The following is a 21897-nucleotide window of genomic DNA, read 5'->3' on the forward strand; positions in this document are numbered from 1 at the left end:
AGTAATGTTTAGTGTTGTTAAAAAAAGCCGTGTACAGGTGGGAAAGGAGCTAATCTGCTGATCCCGGGTACCAAAGGTAATTGATTATTTATTTTTTCTAAGCGCCTGGATTGTATCAAATAAGCTGCAAAACGGTGAAAATTCTGCCGCTGGAGCTAAGATCTGACAGTATTGATTAACTGTTTGAGTCTTCTATGGCTTTTCTGACCACAGGTGCCACCTTTGTTCCGAAAAGCTCAATTGATTTCATGGTCAGCTTGTGCGGAACGTTGCCCACGCTAGCCTGTGCCAGGAAGCGGGTGTTTCCGAAAAGCTCATGTTCATATAGGATCTTGTCGATCACCTGCTGTACACTACCCACCATCAATGCTCCGGCGGCGGAGCGTGAATAATCGAACTGCTCTCTACTGAGGGGTGGCCATCCGCGGTCACGTCCAACGCGGTTCATCATGGCTGCATAGTAGGGGTAGAAATCGTCGCCGGCCTTCTGTGAGTCCTCGCCTATGTACATGTGGTTGTTCACGCCGAGCTGCAGCGTGGAGAGGTCTCTGCCTGCCTTTGCTGCCGTCTCCCGGTAGAGGTTCACGAAGGGCACAAACTGCTCGGGGCGCCCGCCGATAATAGCCAGCATCAGCGGCATGCCCAGGGTGGCAGCCCGGACGGCTGAAGCAGGGGTTCCGCCTGCAGCAAGCCAGATGGGAAGCGACTCCTGTTTTGCCCGCGGGTAGACGCCAAGATGTTGAAATGAAGGGCGGTGTTTGCCGTTCCAGGATACTACTTCATTTTCGTTGATCTTCAGCAGAAGTTCCAGCTTCTCCTTAAACAGATCGTTGTAATCGTTCAGGTTGTACCCGAATAGGGGAAATGATTCGATGAATGATCCACGCCCCGCCATGATCTCTGCTCTGCCGTCAGACAGCAGGTCGAGTGTGGCGAAGTCCTGGTACACCCGCACGGGATCGTCTGAACTCAGTACCGTGACTGCGCTGGCCAGCCTGATCTTCTTCGTCAGCGTTGCTGCTGCGGCCAGAACAACGGCGGGTGATGAAACGGCGTAGTCGGGCCGGTGATGTTCTCCAACTCCGAAGACATCCAGCCCCAGTTCATCGGCGAGCTGAATTTCTTCCAACAATTCTTTTATACGCTGGTGAGCATGTCTCGAGCCTCCTGAAAGTTCTTCAGGTTGCATATCTGCAAAAGTAATCAGGCCTATTTCCATTTTGTTGTTATCGTTAGCTGATGCGGATATCCGCTATCCTATGTGAAATTGCTAAGAATAATCTGGACAGCAAAAACAAATGTTGACTCCAGCTTTCGGTTTGTCACTAGATCGAAGCATAGCAGGCAGCGCCACCTTAGTGTATTTCGTACAATGGTTTAACGTCTTTCGAAAAGGGCTGCACACCTTGTTCAGAGGTGGTTTAGAGTGATTTGTAACATCGTGAATCAATTTTTACAGCTTAATATTCAAATTTTATAGCCGTTGGAACACCGATTATCTAGACTTGTGTAACTAAAACCAGCAAACGAACTAACCAAATTTTATGAAAAGCAAAAACTTACTTTCAGGGCTGATGACCCTAGTGCTAAGCGAGTATAGGATACCGATGCGTTCCGTCTTTTTTATTTTGAGTTCCGGATTGGTACATGCCTCCGGGGCTTCTGCGACACGGCAAGCCGACATTGTTGTAAGAGGAACGGTGAAGGCTGATGATGGCGAATCGCTGCCCGGCGTCAGCGTGGCTATCAAAGGTTCCGGCGGGGGGGCGGTCACAGATGCGAACGGAAACTTTTCGCTCACTGTTGCAGAGAACGCCGTGCTGGTGTTTTCGTATATCGGCTTCGCCAGTCAGGAAGTGAATGTGGGCGGACGTACCCAGATCAATGTCACGCTGGTGCCTACTTCCAACTCGCTGAATGAAGTTGTCGTAATTGGATACCAGTCGGTAAGGCGTCGTGACCTGACGGGTGCTACCGGCGTGGTGAACACCGAGAATACGGAACGGGTGGTGAGCAGATCTATGCCAGAGGCCCTGCAGGGCATGTCGGCCGGTGTATCTGTCCGCAATGGTGGAGCCCCCGGACAGGAGGCTGTGGTGAACATCCGCGGACTGGGAACCTTCGGTACCTCAAGTCCCTTGTATGTGATCGACGGGATGTTTGCAGATCCGAATACAACTGTTAATCCCAATGATATTGAGTCTATACAGATACTGAAAGATGCGTCTGCGGCTGCGATCTATGGATCACGGGCGGCCAATGGCGTGGTCTTGATCACCACCCGTAAGGGCAGGGAAGGTGAGCCTAAGATTTCGGTATCATCGAGGTACAGCGTTTCGACGATACCAAAGAAGTACGATATGATGTCTGCCGAGGAGTATGTAAAAACGAACAGCCTGGCCTACTCCAATTCCGGGATTGCCATACAGCCGGGAATCGCGAACTACAATGGAGCCGTGAATACCAACTGGTCTGATGAGCTGCTTCGTCAGGGTTCTGTTCAGGACTATAATGCCAGTATTTCAGGCGGTAGCAGTACATCAAGCTATCTTGTTTCTGCCGGATACTTCAAAGACGAGGGTACACTGATCGCCCGTGGCTTTGATCGTGCATCTTTGCGTGTGAATACAGAATCTACCAAGGGACGCTTTAAGTTCGGAGAGAACCTGGCTATTTCGACATCAACTTTAAAGAACCCTATTCAAGATGGTTTTGCCGTAGGCAATCCCTGGTATGACATGTGGACCAGCGTGCCCGCCCTTCCTGTGAGGAGCGATGCAATGATCACCAATAACAATCCGGGAGGCTGGGGATATGGGTCCAACCAATTTATCAACACCTTTTCCAGAAATCATGTGGCCATTGCGGATATCACGTCTATCAGGTCCAACTTTGTTAAACTACTCGGTAATGCCTTTGTCGACTTCAGGATCATCGATGGCTTAAACTATAAGTTCAACGCCGGGGTGGAGAGCAGTTTTGACAAAGCAAAAACAGTGCGCCGGGAGGGTTCCTGGTATCAAAATCAGTCGCCTGATCTGAGTCAGCTTACCGATAACCGCTCGCAATACCTGAGCTACTTGTTTGAGCATACGCTGAACTATAACTTCAAATTTGACAAGCACAGTCTAAACGGCGTGGTGGGATATACAGAGCAAACTACTCAGCGTGATAATACACTGGGTTCGGGCGTGCGGTTGGCTCAGTTCGGCGGGAATTACTATACCACTCTGTCGTCAACCAGTGGGAACCCTGGCGACAGGTTCTCTTCGGGTACCCTGTTCAAGACCTTGCTGACTTCATACCTGGGACGGTTGAACTATACCTATGATGACCGCTATCTGGCATCGCTGACCTTCAGGACAGATAAAGACTCGCGGTTTTCTCCCAAGTACCGTACGGGTACATTTCCGTCGGTAGCCCTGGCATGGAGGCTCTCTGAAGAAGATTTCTTTGATGTAAGCTGGATATCTGATCTGAAGCTCCGCGGTTCCTGGGGAGTGCTTGGGGTGAATACGCTGGGTGACTATCAGTTTACTCCATTTTTGAACCAGGCACCAAGTGCAGTATTCGGGGATCAGCAACAGGTGTTCCCGGGAGCCACACAGGCTAAACTTGTTTTCGAAGAGCTGCGCTGGGAGGAAAAAGAAACGACCAATATCGGGCTGGACGCGGCCCTGTTCAGCAATCGCCTGAACATCGCCATAGACGCCTTCCGTTCTGAATCGCGCGACGTATTGACTGGACAGCCTTTGCCTCAATATTTGGGCAATCTGCAGGGAGATCCGATCGTGAACATCGGTTCCATAGAAAATAAGGGATTAGAGCTGGAGGTTGGCTACCGTCCGAAAACAGGTAATCAGGCCTTCAAATGGGATCTTTCTGCTAATGTTAGTGTGATCCGGAATAAGGTACTTGGCTTCGGTAACCTTGGCGTCGATCCGGCGACAGGACTTCCGCGGGAATACATCACCTCAGGCAACACCCGCACAGAGGTTGGACGCTCCATAGGCGAATACTACGTGCTGAAAACAGATGGTATCTTTCAAAGCGAGGAGGAGATTGCGGCTCACAAAGCTCAGCAGGCTTATGCCCGGCCGGGAGACATCCGTTTCGTTAACCTGGTTGACGGTGGCACGAACGATGATATCAACGACTTTGACAGGCAATATGCCGGCAGTCCATGGCCTAAGTTTACAACAGGCCTGATCTTCAATTCTGCGTACAAAAACTTCAGCTTTTCGATGCAGTGGTATGGTGCCTTCGGACATAAGCTATACAACGATGTCAGAAGGGAGCTCGACAGCTACGGTGATGCAAACTACCGGAGGGATATTAATCCATGGACTCCAACGAACACGAATACATCGTATCCTCGTCTCGGCTATCAGTTTGCAGCCGGCATTCAGAACAGGGGGATCAATGAGAACGCCAGAGGGAACTCTGACCGTTGGATAGAAGACGGATCTTTCCTCCGCCTGAGGAATGTTGAACTGGGCTACAATATTCCGGCGAGTGTGCTTGGAAAAAGCGGTTTGAGCAATGCCAGAATATATGTTAATGGCCAGAACCTCCTCACGTTTACCAAATACGAAGGACTTGATCCGGATGTAGTTGGGGCCAATACCACGCTGGAACCAGGTGTGGATAATGGAAACTATCCATCCTCAAGAATCATTTCATTCGGACTAAGTGTAGGTTTTTAATTATAAATGCAGATCACATGAAACACATTATAGCCACTTTGTCGATACTCCTGATGCTGAGCGCGGGATGTAAGCGAGATTTCGATGCCGCCAACCCCAACGCACCAACGGTAGAGAGCTTTTGGAAAAGCTCCGACGACGCTGTTAAGGGAATCAATGCCGTTTACGGAACATTTTATCGTACCCCGGCTTTATACTCGAGATGGATTTACTATCACGGGATCCTTAAATCTGATGAGGGTTTTGGCTCTGGCGGTGACGGCGGACTGAATAACCTGATGAGGTTTAATCAAACGAATTACAACGATGGGCTGACTTCACTGACCTGGGAGACCTTGTATGTGGGGGTATTCAGGGCCAATCAGGTCATTGCCAACGTACCGAATATCCCGATGGATGAGGGACTGAAGACGCGGATCATTGCAGAAGCCAAGTTTCTGAGAGCACTGTTCTATTTCAATCTGACGCTCTACTTTGGCAGACCTGTTATATTGCTGACGCCTTCCCAGACAACAGACAAGCCTGGAAATGCAACCACGCAGGAGGCCTATGCACAGGTAGCGCAGGATCTGAATGAAGCGATTCCCGGCCTCCCTGAGCGATATACAGGCACTGATCTCGGAAGAGCAACCAAAGGTGCGGCCTATGCACTCTTAGGAAAGACTCATCTGCAGCAGAAAAACTATCAGGCAGCACTTGATGCGTTCAACTGGCTGGTAACCGGTCCGGGCAGGCAGATCTATTCGCTGACAAGGAACTATCGCGATAACTTCCGGGTCAACACTGAAAACAACAGTGAATCGGTGTTCGAGATCCAGTTCAACGAGAATCTGGCAGAAAATACCGACGACGATGTGGATGAATCCAGAACCAATAATACAGGAACGTCTATTTCGCAGTTCTTCGGTCCTCCGGGAGTTGGATTTAACGATGGAGCAGCACGCAGATGGCTGATTGATGAGTTCTTTCAGGAAACCAATGCGACCGGTGGCCGTGATCCACGACTGGAGGCTTCTTTCATATTTGATAATATGGATCCCAGAGGTCCCGCTTTCTCGATGGTTTACGGACAGACCTTTGCTTCCCGCTATGGTAACGGCCCGAATGCCAATGGCGTTTGGTTCAGGAAGTTGTTGAACGACCATTGGAAGAACGAAGAGGGTTTCCGTTCTCCGAATAACTACCGCCTGATCAGGTATGCAGATGTATTGTTGATGTATGCAGAGTGTCTGAATGGACTAAACCGTTCTGCCGAGGCCTACCCGTATGTTGATGAAGTGCGCTTGCGGGCAGGAATGCGGACATTGAGTGTTGCACGCCCGGGTTTAAATCAGGCGCAGTTTTTAGCTCAGCTTAAGCACGAGCGCATCGTGGAGCTGGCCGGCGAGGGATGGAGATGGGCAGATCTGCTGCGCTGGGGCGACTTAAGCAAGGCTTTGGCAAGTCGTGATCCTGAGTTCGAAACTTTCGTTGCGGGTAAGCATGAGTACTATCCGATTCCGCAGCGGGATATCGATCTGAATCCTAATCTGACACAGAATCCGAGCTATTAATCAGTTGAATGGGCGCGTCGTATGAGACGCGCCTGTTTATAAAACACACACGAAATGGAAATTCTCAGCAAACAAGGGCAGGGGAGACTCCGCCGGATCTTTATCAGGTATTTGTTCCTGGGACTGGCAGTCTCTGGTATTACCTGCAAAAAGTCGGGCGGCAAAGAGCCTGAGGTTGTTCAGCCGCAGCCGGTTGAAACTACATTTGCCAACCCACTGATGTCGGGTGCAGATCCCTCCGTATTTCAACGAAACGGGATGTACTACTATCTGCAGACCACAGGCAATGATATCAGGATGTGGAAGACAGCGACCATGTCGGGCTTGGCTACCGCGTCCTCTAAAGTCGTCTTTACGCCTGTGGCAGGAGCAGCCAATTCAAGGAATGTATGGGCTCCTGAACTCTTCTATCTCGACAACAAGTGGTATATTTATTTTACGGCAGGTGATGGGACAGACCTGAGCCAGCGGACCTGGGTACTGGAGAATGACAGTGCCGACCCCAGTACCGGCACCTGGACAGAGAAGGGAAAGATATACAATACCGGGGCGGATTTCTGGGCGATAGACGCAACCGTGATGGAATACAATGGCAATAGGTACCTGATATGGTGCGGCAGGCCTGATAAGACCAACGCAGATCTGACACAAATGATCTATATCTCTAAAATGAGTAATCCATGGACGCTCGAAGGCCCGGTTGCCATGATCAGTCAGCCTACCCTCGGTTGGGAACGAAACGGCTTCCCTGTGAATGAAGCGCCGCAGGTTCTGAGGAATGAGCAGGGCAACTATTACCTAACCTATTCGGCGAGCTATTGCGGAACGGACGACTACTCTCTGGGGCTGCTTACATTGAAGCCGGGAGGCGATCCGATGAAAGTGACCGACTGGGAGAAGCGCGCTACTCCGGTTCTCAGTTCAAAGCCGAGCAGCAGTGCCTATGGGCCTGGCCATAATTCGTTCTTTAAATCTCCGGACGGGAAAGAAACCTGGCTGATCTATCACGCCAATTCCAACCGGGGAGAAGGATGTGCAGAGAAAAGGAACATCCGTATGCAGAAAATCAGTTTTCAGGCTGACGGTTCACCGAACCTGGGTGAGCCTGTTGCAGCGGGATTAAAAATAGCGGTGCCTTCAGGCGACAAATAAACAGATATGATGATCAGAAAACTACAGGTATTAACCTGGATACTCAGCCTGGTCTGGGGATTCTCGTTCGGACAGACTTTTTCAAACCCTTTGCTGCCTTCGGGTGCCGATCCATGGAGTATTCACAAAGACGGGTATTACTATTATACCCATACTCTTCAGGATAGTATTGTGATCTGGAAGACCGCTCATCTGGCTGAACTCAAAGATGCGGAGAAGAAAACGATCTTCTTTCCTCCTCCGGGAACCCTTTATTCGAAACAAATCTGGGCGCCGGAAATTCATTTCATTGACGGGAGCTGGTACGTGTACTTTGCGGCCGACGACGGTAACAACAATAACCACCGGATGTACGTCCTGGAGAATACTTCAGGAGATCCGATGAACTCGAACTGGGTGCTGAAGGGGAAAGTAGGTGATCATACCAATAAATGGGCGATCGACGGGTCAGTATTCAAGCACAAAAATCAGCTGTATATGGTTTGGGCTGGATGGGAAGGCGATGTGAATCATACGCAGGAGATCTATATCGCCAAGATGAAAAACCCCTGGACAATAAAGGGCAAACGGGTGAAGATTTCCACTCCGCTTTATGAATGGGAAAAGCACGGAGATCTGAATGATCCGGAAAATCCACCGCATGTGAACGTTAACGAGGGACCTCAGATTCTGAAAAATCCCGAGGGAAAGACCTTCCTGATCTATTCTGCAAGCGGCTGCTGGACTGATTTCTACGCTTTGGGTATGTTAACCCTTCAGGGGCGCAAGCTCATGAAGGCGTCCTCATGGAAAAAGAATCCCGTGCCGGTATTCAAGCAGTCGCCCGAAAATAAAGTGTATGCTCCGGGTCACAACTCATTCTTTAAATCGCCCGACGGTACCGAAGACTGGATCTTATATCATGCCAATTCCGAGCCGGGGCAGGGCTGCGGTATACACCGTTCTCCGAGGGCTCAGAAGTTCGGCTGGAATGCTGATGGTACTCCCAATTTTGGACAGCCGGTAAAAGAGGGTGAAGTGCTGAAAAGCCCTTCAGAAAACCCAAGTAAATAACTTAATCTCAAAAAATGAAAATGTTCAGGTATAAATTACTCCTTGTATTCTTCATACTCGCTACAGGGACGGTAGATGCGCAAAAAAGTCCGGCAAAAGCCGCTGGTGGTAAAGTTTGGACCATCGAGAAAGCCAATCAATGGTATGCGCAACACAAATGGATCACCGGCGCAAACTTTCTGCCAAGTACCGCCATCAACCAGCTGGAGATGTGGCAGGCAGAATCGTTTGATCCTACAACTATAGACCGGGAGCTGGGCTGGGCTGAGAAAATCGGCTTCAACACCATGAGGGTCTATCTGCACAGCCTGGCCTGGGAGCAAGATCAGAAAGGTTTTAAGCAGCGCATGGATCAATATCTCGAAATTGCCGATAAGCACAAGATCAAAACCATCTTTGTGTTTTTTGACGATTGCTGGAATAAGCAGGGATTCAGGGGCAAGCAGCCGGCCCCTAAGCCGGGAATACACAACTCCGGATGGGTGCAGGACCCCGGCGATCCTGCATCTAAGGACCCAAAGAATTTCCCCGCACTGGAGAAATATGTGAAGGACGTGATGACGCATTTTGCAAAAGACCAGCGCATTTTGCTCTGGGATCTTTATAATGAGCCAGGAAATTCAGGCAAACTGACTACCTCTCTTCCTCTGTTGAAAAGTGTATTTAGCTGGGCACGCGACGTCAACCCGACTCAGCCGGTAAGTGCAGGCTTATGGGCCTGGGATTTTGAGGAGCTGAATGCATTTCAGGCGCTAAACTCTGATGTGATTACCTATCACGACTATGAAGAGCCTGCCTGGCATCAGCGGGTACTGGACCTTCTAAAGTCGCATGGACGGCCCATGATCTGTACGGAGTATATGGCGCGGACACGCAACAGCAGGTTTGCTAACATTATGCCTATGCTGAAGAAAGAAAACATTGGCGCGATCAACTGGGGGTTTGTAGCCGGAAAGTCGAACACCATCTATGCCTGGGATACTCCTTTGCCTGATGGATCACAGCCCTTGGAATGGTTTCATGATATCTTCAAGCCGGATGGCACACCATATCGTCAGGACGAGGTTGATATTATACGGAAGTTGAACGAGGAGTAAAAAATTCAGTATCTTGAATAACCAAATCTAACAGATGATCAGACTATCAAGCAGGGCTACGGCCCTGTTTTTGCTTTGTTACTTCGCCTTCGCAAATGGATTGAAAGCACAGAAGATCCATTTTAGGAACTATACTGTAGCAGACGGCCTGTGCTCCAATACCATCTGGGATGTCGAGCAGGACGAGCAGGGTTATATGTGGTTTGGTACCAAGTACGGTCTGAATCGGTTTGACGGTTATCAATTCAAGTCCTACCAGCACCATAAAGATGATCCTGAATCGATAGGGAACAACTTCATACGCAAGATATTCAAGTACGATGCTAGAACCTTTTGGATCGGGACGGATGCCGGGATCTATATATTCAATCTGGAGACTCAGAAGTTCAGGCTCTTTGAGCCTCTTGGCAGGATCTTTATCAATGACATTGCCCGTATGGGGAACGGAGATATCTGGATCGCGACGAAAGAGAAGGGTGCATACCGTTACCACCAGCAGTCGCCCAAACTGCAGCAGTTTACATCATCAAGCAGCTCTTTTCCGCGCTTATCATCTAACGAGATATCGAAGATTGTTGAAGATGAGGAGGGTAATATCTGGCTGGGAACTTACGGGAAGGGCCTGGATGTGCTGGAAAAGGGGAGTGGCAAGATCCGCAGGTACCGGGCAGACGGGAAGAAAGGCAGCCTTTCTCATGATGCGGTCATTGATCTTTATAAGGATCTGGATGGCAGGATCTGGGTGGGGACGATGTCAGGGGGACTAAATCTGTTTAACAGCCATTCGGAATCGTTTACGGTGTTCAGGAAGTCGGGTACGAATTCCATCAGCGATAATATTGTCAGAGGAATCTTTCAGCCGAAGCGAGGAGTTTTGTATCTGGCTACAGAAAAGGGGCTCAATGTTCTCGATATTTCCACCGGCCGGTTTACGTCTTACCAGCATAGGAGCAATGATCCCTACAGCATTAGTGATGATGCGGTTTATACCATCTTTAAGGACAAAAAAGGAGGAATCTGGTCGGGTACCTTTTTTGGTGGTCTGAATTACCACAACGAGAATGTGCCTGCGTTCGAATACTATTATTCATCCGGAGGGAGGAACTCACTTTCGGGGAATGCGGTAAGTGCCTTTCTTGAAGATGACGAAAATCGGTTTTGGGTAGGTACTGAAGATGGGGGACTGAATTATTTTGACGCGATTAGCAAGACTTTTCTTCATTATCCTTTCCGGGCAGGGCAGGATACCTTATCGTACCACAATATTCATGCGCTGTACAAAGACCGTAGCAGTAATATCTGGATCGGCATGTACACGGGTGGCCTCAATATCTACAACCCGCGTACTGGGAAAGTCAGGCGCTACACCAACCAACCCGCCGACCGCACATCCTTGAGCGACAACAGTGTTTATTCCATTGATGAGGACCGGCAGGGGCGTATCTGGGTATCGACGATATCTGGGCTTAACCTATACCATCCGCAGCAGGACCGGTTTATCCGGATCAGGGGAGGAAATCTGGATAAGATGTGTATATACCAGGTTTGCCAGGATGCAGAGAAGGATTTGCTTTGGATAGCTACATACGACAACGGGCTTCTCAGTCTGGATCCCCGTACCAGGCATATTGAACGGTATTCCTACACGGGTAAGGCAGGCTCGATCAGCAGCAATAAGGTGATTAGCTTGTTTGATGACCGGAAAGGAAATATCTGGGTCGGTACGGACGGCGGGGGATTGAACCTCTTCAATAAGAAAACCCGGAAGTTCGAGGTGTATGGAGACGAATACGGGATGAAGAGTGCCGTCATCTTTGGAATCATTGAGGATAAGAAGGGGAAGCTCTGGCTATCGACCAATAACGGGATATATGAGTTTGATCCGCGTAACAAAGAGGTACGGAATTATGGAAAGTGGGACAATCTGCAAAGCCAGCAGTACAATTACAAGTCATATTACAAGAGTTCATCGGGGAAATTGTACTTCGGAGGTATAAAGGGCTTTAATGCTTTTTATCCTGACAGCATCAAGCGAGCCAAGGAAGCTGTGGTGATTGCGTTTACAAACTTCCAGTTGTTCAATAAAGACGTTGACGTTCGCCAGAAGGACAGTCCGCTGGAGCAGGCGATCAACTATACCAAAAAGATCCGGCTCCGGCATGATCAGTCCGTTATCAGTTTCGAGTATGCCGCCCTACAATATCTGGCGCCCGACAAGGCGCGTTACGCGTACAAGATGGAGGGATTCGATAAAGACTGGAACTATGTAGGTCAGCAGAGGAAGGCTACCTATACGAATCTGCCGCCGGGGGACTATATTTTTAAAGTTGCCGAGGCAGGAGATGGTGAGATTAACGAGGATGGAATGAGCAGCATTCAGGTGACGATAGCGCCTCCTTTTTATAAGACCACTCTGGCTTATATCCTCTATGTGATTTTCGCGATGGCGATATTGTATGTGGTACGCCGCTACAGCATCCTGCGTGCTAAACGGAATAATGAGAGGAAGCTAGAACGCCTGAAAGCAAAAAGCGAGCAGGAATTTTATAAACAGAAGATTGAGTTCTTTACGGCCATGGCACATGAGATCAGGACGCCCTTATCGCTTATCATCGCGCCTCTGGAGCGACTGATGAACTTTGGTGAGAAGAATACCGACACGGCAGCCCAACTGAAGATCATGGAGGAAAATTCAGACCGCCTATTGAACCTGGTTAACCAGTTGCTGGACTTCAGGAGGATCGAAAGCGATGTGTATGAGATTCATACCGAAAAGCTAGAACTCGTATCCTTCGTAAGCACATTACACAAGCGGTTTAGTGCTATTCCCTATCAGAACACCACTGAATTTGTGCTGAAGACCGCCTTGAAGAAGCTGGACCTTTATGCAGATACAGAAGCATTGACAAAAATCCTGAGCAATTTGCTGATCAATGCATTCAAGTTCACGAGGAGCAGGGTGGAGATGAGGATCAATCCTCTCGAGAAGGACAATTCCGGTAACGAATACGTTTCCATAAGCGTTGAAGATGACGGTATAGGCATTCCGCAGAACCAGCTGGATAGTATTTTTACCAAGTTTTTCAAGGTGACTTCCGAGAATCATCATTACAGCAACCTGGGCGGCTCGGGTATCGGCCTTGCCCTGGCGAAGTCGCTTGCCGAAAAGCATGGTGGAGAGCTGCTGGTGGAGAGCCATTCGGGTGTGCGTACCATTTTTACCGTCCGCATTCCGCTGGTAAGCAACAAGAAAGAAGCAGAGGACCTATTTTCAGGGGTTGAGAGTGATGAACTGACCGGGAATGATAAGCCTATGGTTTTGATCGTAGAGGACGATCAGGCACTCCGCTCTTTTATTTCAGAAAGCCTGCTAAACGAGGGGTACCATCCCATTAAGGCCCAAAATGGGAAAGAGGGTCTTGAGCAACTTCAGAAGCATTCGCCGGATATTGTGATATCGGATGTGATGATGCCGGAGATGGATGGCTTCGAACTTTGCAGGAAAATCAAGACAGATATTAATTACAGTCATATACCGGTGATCCTCCTTACCGCGAAGACGAATACGGAGGCAGAGATCGAAGGCCTGGAGAATGGTGCAGATGCTTACATTTCGAAGCCTTTTAAGTGGAAGCAGGTGTCGCTTATCACGAAGAATCTGCTAGACCTGCAATTGAGCGTCAGACAAAAGTTTGCGCAGCAGCCCCTTGATGAGACACAGACACTCATCGCAGAGAGCCGCGACAAGAAATTCATGAGCAGCCTGATCAGTTCTATCGAGACACATATGTCGGACACCCAATTTTCAGTTGAAGAGCTCGGCAAGGAACTTGGTCTCAGCCGTTCGAGCCTGTATAAAAAAGTGAAATCGCTGACCGGGTATGTACCTAATGAATTCATCCGTCTGATCAGGTTAAAATATGCGGCAAAGCTCCTGTCCACCCATGAATATACCATATCAGAAGTGGGATATATGGCTGGCTTCAACTCGCATTCGTATTTCTCCAAATGCTTTTACCAGCAGTTTAAAGAGACGCCGAGCGAGTTTGCTGAAAAGCACAGAAAGAAAGTGGAGACGGACTAAGTCCCTTTATTGATTGAGCCAGTCCTTGAAAGATTCGGAACGCTCCTCGCTTACGACCACTTCGATATCACCGGGCCTGGGGGCAAGGATGATGCGGATACGGTTGCGGGATAGGCGGTACATTTCTTTGATAGCTGTAATGTGGATAATGAACTTGCGGTTGATCCGGTAGAAGTCCTTTCCATCGAGCTTAGGCTCCAGACTGCTGATAGTTTCTTCAACGATGTATTGCTTATCGTCGTGTGTGACAAGGAACAAATGTTTGTCGTCTGCCATGAAGTAGGCGATATCCTCTGTCGACACTGTCTTGATCAGCCGGCCCACTTTTACCATGAAGCGGTTCCTGAACCCACGTATAGGTTCAACTGCTAGGGAAGAGGCCTGAGTCGGAGAGTCGCGGGCCACCTGCAGACTTTCCAGCTTGGAGAGCGCGGCGCGGACATCTTCCTTATCGAAGGGTTTAAGCAAGTAGTCGATCCCCTGGTTCTTGAAGGCTTTAAGCGTGTACTGATCATACGCTGTCGTATAGATGACCGGGCTGCTGATGCTGACCTGGTCGAAAATGGCGAAGCTTTCACCATCTCCCAGGTGGATATCCATAAAGATCAGATCCGCCCGGTTCTGTTGCAGCCATTTTACGGCGGACTCCACCGTTCCGAGAACAGGCAGAACCCGTATGTTTGGGTCGATGGTTTTTAGCATGCCTGCCAGGGTATCAGCAGCAAGTTCCTCATCTTCAATAATCAATACCGTCATGCCAGATAGATGTATAAACAGCACAAATATAAAAAATCCCCGTCAGGTATGCCTGAGGGGGATTTCGGTATTGAATGATGCTTATCGAAGGTTGGGATTCCCGGCGACTGCAGAGCGCGGGAACCGAAGTGTGTACCTCGGATCGTTGTTCTGCAAGGTGTATGTTTCGCCATCCACCTGGTGCGTGAGCGCTGGCTGTCCGTATCTGCGCAGGTCATACCAGCGGTGTCCTTCAAGAGCAAGTTCTCTTTCTCTTTCGGCGATAATCTCCTGCATAAGGGCTGAATCATTTAAGCCGCTGATGCGTGTTGCTTCCGTGTTGTAATAGGCAGGCTTAAGGCGCTTCGATTTTAGTGCCAAAAGACTTTGTAGTGCCAGAGGCTTGTTGCCCGTCTGCAGCGCGGCTTCTGCCTGGATCAGGTAGAGCTCACCATTGCGGAAAGAGATTTTCAGCTCGTCAGACTGGCCCTTTGCCGACTTGTAGTTGCGGCCGGAGCGGCTGAAATACATCGGAAAACGCAGGTCGTTTTCACTGTTGTATATGCCGGTCAGATGACTGGAAATATAAGACGATGTAGTCAGAATTACATTAAAGGTATTCTCCAGGGACATGACGTTTTCAACCGACTTATAGTGATTTGGCAACAGACTGGAAGCCGAGTTGAGATCTTCCAGCTTGTTGTTTATTTTAAGTGCTCTCTCGCTTGCTTTCAAAGCTGCGTTCCAGTCGCCTTTATATTCGTAGACTCTTGCCTCCAGTGCGTTTGCTGCATGGATGCTGAAGCGATAATTGCTTCCGGCAGGAAAACGCTCTACATTCAGGTGTTTCTGGCCTTCTTCGATATCTGACAGGATTTGTGCGTAGACTTCTTCAACTGAAGCAGGAGCATATTTTTGTTCCAGGTCCATCTTTAGGGAAAGGGGAACTCCACGGTCTGTTGCTGCAGTATTCTTATCATAGGGTTTGGCAAACATGTTCAGGAGCTCAAAATGACAATAGGCTCTTAACAGATAGGCTTCACCTTTCATCTGCGCTGTTTCTGCACTCTGACCTGCTCTGTTTTCCACTTCCGAAATAACTTCATTGGCGTAGAAGATGGTCGTGTAGAAGCTCTGGTAGGGGAATTCCATGGTCACAGCATCCGGATTATTATCATTCCATTTGTGGATATCACGAAGGCTGGAGTAATCATAGCTGTATTCATCAAGCAGCACTTCGTCTGTTCTGACGGAAAGCAGCGACTTGTGTTGTGGAAAACCTTTGTATGCGGTTGTTAATAAAGCTCTGAAGTCAGAGGCGGTAGTCGGGATCACCCTCCCGGTCGGTTCAATGTCGAGGTATTTATCGCAGCTGCTCAGGGTAATTACCGTGAGCAGAAGCATATATATTGAAGTTCTTTTTATCATCGTTGTGCTGTTAGAATGTTGCGTTCAAACCAATAGAGACTGTCTTGGAAATGGGCTGGGTGTAAATGCTTCCGTACGTTTCCGGGTCAAAAAAGCCTTTGTAGTCTGTGCCGAATACGAAGAGATTTCTTCCTTCCACACTGAACCGTAAGGTATTTGCTTTGATCTTACTTGAAAAGGCGCGTGGCAGGGTATACCCTAAGCGGATACTGTTGATCCTCACGTAACTGATCTCCTTAGTGAAAAGATCGAGATTTCTGTATGAATTGATCTGGTCTCCACCGTTTAACCAGTTGTAAGCCATCCAGCGTTCGCCGCCGTCAGTATAGTTACCTATTATTTGAGGTAAGCGGGCAGAGGTGTTCTCAGGAGTCCAGGCATTCAGGACCTCCCTTGAGTAATTTTGTCCGCGGTCAACTGAGGCCGGGTTGTAAGGGGCTGATCCCTGCACGGTGCGCTTCAAGTTGAAGAGTGCCGACACAGAAAGATCAAAGTTTGCATACCTGAAGCGATTAATCAGACCTCCAATGTACTTAGGGTCTCCGTCTCCAGCGTAGGTAAATAAGCCCTGGTACTCTTTAGCCGTCAATGCACTCTGGCTGAGCATGCCCGGGAAGAAATCAGCGTAAGGATCATACAGCTTGTAAAATGTTTCCAGGGAAACGGCTTCGCCATTTTGTTGAACAAACTTCGGCAAACCGTTTTCGTCCAGTCCCGCCGTCTTGATCGTAAATACTGCATTCACAGGGTAGCCTTCACGGGAGGGTGTGTATTGATTGTCTCTTACTTTTTCGCGGAGAACTTTACTCCTGTTGTTGGCCAGGTTAAGGTCTGTTGACCAATTGAACTTATCTGTGCTGATATTGCGCGTTGAAATGCTTAACTCAAGACCTTTGTTGTTTACCCGTGCGAAGTTAGATTGTGTGAATTCAAATCCGGTTTCCAGTGGAAGTTCTTCTGTGCCGATAAGGTCTCTTCCGTTCCTGTTGTAGTAATCGAGGGTTATCTGAACTGTATTATTGAACAGGCCAAGGTCTAAGCCGGCATTAAAGGTACTTGTTTTTTCCCAGCGCAGTTTATCATTCGGAGGGCTGGTGACACTGATAATGGTCTCGTTGCCACCCGGCAGGATGGTGGTTCTGTCATATGCACCAACAATAAAGGGTGAGGTGTTCTTGTCGATATTACCCTGGATTCCGTACGAGCTGCGTAGTCTGAGGACAGATAACCAGGAAGCGTCTTTCAGGAATGCTTCTTCTTTGGCATTCCATGCACCGGAAAAGGAATAGATCGGGAGATACCTGTATTTCGGATCGACACCAAAAAGATCTGAGCCGTCGTAGCGGATGCTACCATAAGCCGTGTAGCGTCTGTCGTAGGTGTACGATAAGGTAGCAAAGAAAGATGCAAACGCATTTTCGATTTCTGTCTTCTGATAGCCCCGGTATCTCGGATCAGTCGCAAAATCGGCATTTGGAAACACAATGTTTTGGTTCGTTAAAGTCCTTTCGTCGAAACCAAAGCCCTTGGTCATGATATCGTCTTTGTTATTCCGTCTGAGCTCCGTTCCGGCAAGTGCTTCAATCTCGTGTTTCTCAGCCAGGATTTTGGAGTATTCCAGGATGGTTTTCCAGTTATACTGAAAGAAAGACGTCTGCTGGTTCTGAATGATTCCTCCCTGTGGCAGGAAGTACTGGTACTGCTTCGCTGCGGAGTTGTAATAGCGGCTATCTTCTCTAAACTTTCGGCCGTAGTAAGAATCCGGAGATCCAAACTTTTCGATCGCAATCTCCTCGACCTGGATGCCGAGCTCTGAGCGGAGCTTCAGATCGTTAAGGATCTTATAGTTCAGGTCCACGAGTCCTTTCAGGCTCTTGTTATTAAGGGTGTAGCGAGTGTTCTCTCTCTCTTCAACCATATTGAAGGGGATGTACACGTCACCAGAAAGATTGCTTGTTCCGAAAATGTCGAGGTCATACTCGTAACCGCCTGAAGCGTTTCTGACCGGTTGATAAGGGTTTACGTCCCGTGAATATTGCGCCGGGTTTGTAAATGCCGACGTTTCTGTCAGATAGCTTTTTCTGTTTGACTGCGAGCCGAATAGCGCGGCGCCTAAAGTCAGCTTTGAAGACAACTTGTAATCTGTCTTCAAAGTAACGTTGTATCGTTCAAGACCTGTGCCCTTTGTAGCACCTTTCTCGTTGTAATATCCGGAAGAAAGGTAATAGGTCGCCTGGTCGTTACCGCCCGAGAAGCTCAGCCCGTATTGCTGGTTAACAGAAGTCTGATACAGTTCGTTTCCCCAGTTGGTACTGTTAGCACGCAGATCATTGATCGCCTGCTGAGTTGCGGGACTTAAAGCTGCGAAGCCATTGTTCTGAAATTTGTTCCACTCATTATTCCGGTTGAGGATACGGGCGACTGATCCTTGATTTTGACGATACTCGAGGTCTGTGCGCGCTGCGAGGCCAAGCTCGAAGTCCACCTTCTCGCTTGAGTTCATCAGATTCAGCTTGCTGATGTCGGGGCGGCCGGTAATGAATGTATTGGCATTGAAGTTCACGACAACCGGACCTTGTTTTCCCTTTTTGGTCGTCACGACGATTACCCCATTCGCTGCGCGAGCGCCATAGATGGCCGTGGCGGCAGCATCTTTCAGGATGGTAATGTCTGCGATGTCGTCCGGATTTATTCCTGCAATAGGCAGATTTCGCAATTCGTCAATATTGTCCTTATCATAGACGTTAGGCATGTTGGTTCCTTCAAGCGGAATCCCGTCAAGCACCCACAGCGGATCCTGTGATCCATTCAGGGATGCTGTTCCGCGGATGCGGATCTTTGGAGCTGCAGAGGGGCCACCGCTTATGGTGCTTACTGCAACACCGGCAACCTGTCCCTCCAGCATCTGATCGATACCGGAAACACCTGCCTGACGGATCTTTTCGTATTCGACGACCGATACAGCTGTGGTGTTCTTTCTTTTTGATATGGTGGTGTAACCGTTTACAGTAACTTCCTGAAGCGCGTTATCATTGCTGCTGAGTTCAACTCTTAGGTTGTTCTTGTTTTTGATGCTCACAAGGACCGAGTTAAACCCAAGAAAGCTGACACGAAGGTTTTGGGTGCCTTCAGGTACCGTCAGCGTAAATTTACCTTCGACGTTAGTAGTCGTTCCGATAGCGGAATTCTGGATGAGACCCGGAGTACCTGTTTCTTCGCCGATGCTGGATTTGTCGACATAGACGGAGGCTCCCGGCAGGGGCAGTCCTTCAGCGTCCACAACAAAACCGCTTACGGTGCGTTGGTTCTGGCTGTAGCCCGGGAGGGAAAAGCTCAGCAGAACGGATAATAAAAGTAGAAATCTATTCATTATGTGTGTGTATGGATTAAAAGTTCTTCGTTAATTGCAAGCTCTGGCGGATCCGCAGGATAAGATCCTGGTAGTGATTCGCTGTCGCTTCGTGAGAGGATTTCTTATTTTTCCCGAGGATCGAAAGGACGCGCAGCAATTCTCCGCGTTTAGTGCTGGATATTGCCGATGTACGGCTCATGGAGCTCACATGGATGTTACGAAGGCTATTCTCCGCGCTTTCGTGCTCGTCTTCCCCGATTCCGAGGTTACATGTGTGTGGGAGCATAGTCGACTCGCCGCCCGCCTGCAATCCTTTTTTCGTCACTTTCTCCAGCATTTTATCTGTGCTTACGAGAAGTGCATCAATATAGTTTTGTTGCAATGTTCTTTCTTCAATGCTTAGTGCTTTACCCTTCATGGTCGGCCTGAATATATCCTGCCGGATATCTCTGAATAGTTCAGCAACTGTATAGACATTTTTTTCACCCTTAATGACTTCCATCTCCAGCATTCTTAAGAGGCGTTCATCGCTAAAGAGGCTGTAGATCAGACCGTATTGATATTCGCGCTGCATGTTGTAAGGACCATATTCAAAAGGACCCAGAGGAGTGTCTTTTACGGGGAATGTTTTTTTCAGAAGTTCAGCATCAAACAGCCATGAAGGCATATGGAGGACTTCCTCTTTGATGTAATTAACAGCATTTCGCTGCTTCTCCTTTGGCACGGGAGTATAGGCGTCTTTGCCATCGCCCTTAACGGGGTTCTCCAGGTAATAACCTCCTACGTTGGAAATAACATGCTCAGCATAGGTTTGCCATTGCGACAAAGCAGCCATGTACAACTTGCCTGTCTGGTAGAAATCTTCATCATTGGAAGCGGACCAGCTGATCAACTGCGGAATGGCTCTCTTCAGATTCGCTAATCCGAAGCGGCTTGCCTTTACTGCATCATCACCAAGGTCTTCCGACTGGGAGCGCGGATCAATAATATTGGTCGTGGATTGCTGCTCGCCGAAGTGGTAAAGTGGATCATGCTGGTGTTTTCTGATCCAGTTATGCAATACGGGAAGTTCCTCCCGGGGGCCGGAAGTATCTAACCAGCGGTATCCCCATTCAATGGCGTATTTGTCGTACATGCCAATCTGCGGCGTAATATTCGTTACATTATCCCCAGGCTGGGCCACGTAGTTGAAGCGTGCGTAATCCATAATAGACGAAGCGGTTCCTCCCATACGGTTGGTGAAGCTTGCCGATCTGAGTGAGTCGACCGGAAAGGATGTAGATGCGCTCATGTTATGTTTCAGTCCGAGCGTATGCCCTATTTCATGCGAAGAAGCGAAGCGGATGGCATTACCCATGCGAGCGTCTGAGAGGTTATTGCCCCGGGCACCTGTATCGATTACGCCGGTTTGTATCCTCATCCAGTATTGGAGGGAAGTCATTACGTTATGCCACCAGATTACATCCGCTTCCAGGATTTCGCCGGTACGCGGGTCGACCACAGAAGGACCCATGGCGTTTGATTTGGGAGAAGCAGCATAGGTGATTTCAGAAAAACGTACATCATCTCCATCATAGTCGGTTGTATCCGTTACTTCTCTGGCCTGGATGGCGTTCTTGAAGCCGGCCTGCTCGAAAGCTTTCTGCCAGTCTGTTACACCATCTTTAATATAGCTTCTCCATACCGGAGGAGTGGAAGGATCAATATAATAGATAATAGGCTTGGCAGGTTCTACCAATTCTCCACGGAGATAGCGTGCGCGATCTTCAGGCTTTGGTTCCAGTCGCCAGCGGGTGATCAGATCCCGCTTTTCCATCTTGTGCTGCGTATCGGAAAAGTACCAGCGGGGAACGCTGAAAAAGCCTACGCGCTTATCTGCGAACCGTGGCTGCAGCGGTTTTTCAGGCAGCAGAACCAGGTTGGTTGTTACGGTGACGCTTACAGGAATGCTGCTTTGTCCTTCCGTAACCCGGGTACTGAGCAGTGCACGCACCACGATATTCTCCGGAAAGGTTTTGATGCGTTCGATACCTGACAGGGATGTTTTCGGCGATGTTCCGAGACCGATATCAGTAAAGACATCATTAAAGCTCTTGTCTGTACCGTCGAACACCCGGTTCATTTTGATGACGACAGCACTTGAATCAGGGGAGTATGCTTCTATTTTGAATGACTCGATCACAGACCCGGTAAAGTTGTCGCGAACCGAACGGGTGATCGCATCATTGGGGGCCGATTCTACCTGGGGCACGATGGTGCTTACCCAAATGGTTTTAGCCAGAGTGTTCCTGGTGAAGCGGATGACTTTATTGTCGAAGTTCATCCCTTTGTTCAATCCCGACTCGTTAAGCGCCAGAGGGACGGTTGATATTTTATTCACCACAAGGAAATCTTTATCGAGCAGCACAAGTGGGATTTCGAAGTAGTAGTCGGTGTCGATCTGGTGAACCTTGAAGAGGCCTTCAGATGTTTTCGCTTTCTTTAAAAGCTCAGCGTAATTCTTGAGACCCTTGCTGCCTGTACTGTCGGCCTTGCTATCCTTTGCTTCCCCCGATGAAGATTTTGTGTTCTTTGTTTTGGGGGATTTCTTTGATGTTTGCGCAAATCCCTGTGTATTATATGATAATAAAAAAAGGGCAATGAGTATTGTCTTGGCGACTTTCTTATCCAAAATCATACTCCAAAATCATGCTTAATACGCGTTTTTGGAAACCTTCAGGAATGAAGTCGCAGTTTT

Annotated in this window: 11 protein-coding genes; 6 read left to right on the forward strand and 5 right to left on the reverse strand. The window is 48.8% G+C overall.

Translation table 11 applies throughout. The features are described 5' to 3' along the window. Positions 1-175: 175 nt before the first annotated feature. A complete protein-coding gene (locus ACO1NU_RS00180; protein WP_448816418.1) occupies positions 176-1219 on the reverse strand; it encodes an Atu2307/SP_0267 family LLM class monooxygenase in 1044 nt (347 codons plus the stop codon). Positions 1220-1544: 325 nt separating this feature from the next. Here ACO1NU_RS00180 and ACO1NU_RS00185 point away from each other — a divergent pair, with 325 nt between their 5' ends. From ACO1NU_RS00185 to ACO1NU_RS00210, 6 genes are read left to right on the forward strand one after another with little or no spacing between them, the layout of a single operon-like run. After that, positions 1545-4706: a SusC/RagA family TonB-linked outer membrane protein gene (locus tag ACO1NU_RS00185; RefSeq protein ID WP_448816419.1), complete on the forward strand. Its 3162-nt coding sequence runs from the start codon at positions 1545-1547 to the stop codon at positions 4704-4706. 17 nt (positions 4707-4723) lie between these two features. Beyond that, a complete protein-coding gene (locus ACO1NU_RS00190) occupies positions 4724-6259 on the forward strand; it encodes a RagB/SusD family nutrient uptake outer membrane protein (RefSeq protein ID WP_448816420.1) in 1536 nt (511 codons plus the stop codon). Between the two features lie 54 nt (positions 6260-6313). Beyond that, positions 6314-7411, forward strand: a complete 1098-nt coding sequence (locus ACO1NU_RS00195; RefSeq protein WP_448816421.1) for a glycoside hydrolase family 43 protein — start codon at positions 6314-6316, stop codon at positions 7409-7411. Positions 7412-7417: 6 nt separating this feature from the next. Beyond that, positions 7418-8464 (forward strand): glycoside hydrolase family 43 protein, encoded by a 1047-nt coding sequence (locus ACO1NU_RS00200; RefSeq protein ID WP_448816422.1) that lies wholly within the window; start codon positions 7418-7420, stop codon positions 8462-8464. 20 nt (positions 8465-8484) lie between these two features. Next, positions 8485-9561 carry a glycoside hydrolase family 2 TIM barrel-domain containing protein gene (locus tag ACO1NU_RS00205; protein ID WP_448816423.1) on the forward strand — a complete coding sequence of 359 codons (1077 nt, stop codon included), beginning with the start codon at positions 8485-8487 and terminating at the stop codon, positions 9559-9561. Positions 9562-9595: 34 nt separating this feature from the next. Then, positions 9596-13645: a two-component regulator propeller domain-containing protein gene (locus ACO1NU_RS00210; protein ID WP_448816424.1), complete on the forward strand. Its 4050-nt coding sequence runs from the start codon at positions 9596-9598 to the stop codon at positions 13643-13645. 6 nt (positions 13646-13651) lie between these two features. Here the strand turns inward: ACO1NU_RS00210 and ACO1NU_RS00215 are convergent, their stop codons facing one another. From ACO1NU_RS00215 to ACO1NU_RS00230, 4 genes are all read right to left on the reverse strand, one after another. Further along, positions 13652-14401: a LytR/AlgR family response regulator transcription factor gene (locus ACO1NU_RS00215; protein WP_448816425.1), complete on the reverse strand. Its 750-nt coding sequence runs from the start codon at positions 14399-14401 to the stop codon at positions 13652-13654. Positions 14402-14482: 81 nt separating this feature from the next. Beyond that, on the reverse strand, positions 14483-15808 hold the full coding sequence (locus tag ACO1NU_RS00220) for a RagB/SusD family nutrient uptake outer membrane protein (RefSeq protein ID WP_448816426.1): 1326 nt from the start codon (positions 15806-15808) through the stop codon (positions 14483-14485). 10 nt (positions 15809-15818) lie between these two features. Then, positions 15819-19178 (reverse strand): SusC/RagA family TonB-linked outer membrane protein, encoded by a 3360-nt coding sequence (locus ACO1NU_RS00225; protein ID WP_448816427.1) that lies wholly within the window; start codon positions 19176-19178, stop codon positions 15819-15821. 16 nt (positions 19179-19194) lie between these two features. Next, positions 19195-21837 (reverse strand): zinc-dependent metalloprotease, encoded by a 2643-nt coding sequence (locus tag ACO1NU_RS00230; protein WP_448816428.1) that lies wholly within the window; start codon positions 21835-21837, stop codon positions 19195-19197. Positions 21838-21897: the final 60 nt, after the last annotated feature.

The sequence above is a fragment of the Arcticibacter sp. genome, from assembly GCF_053551015.1.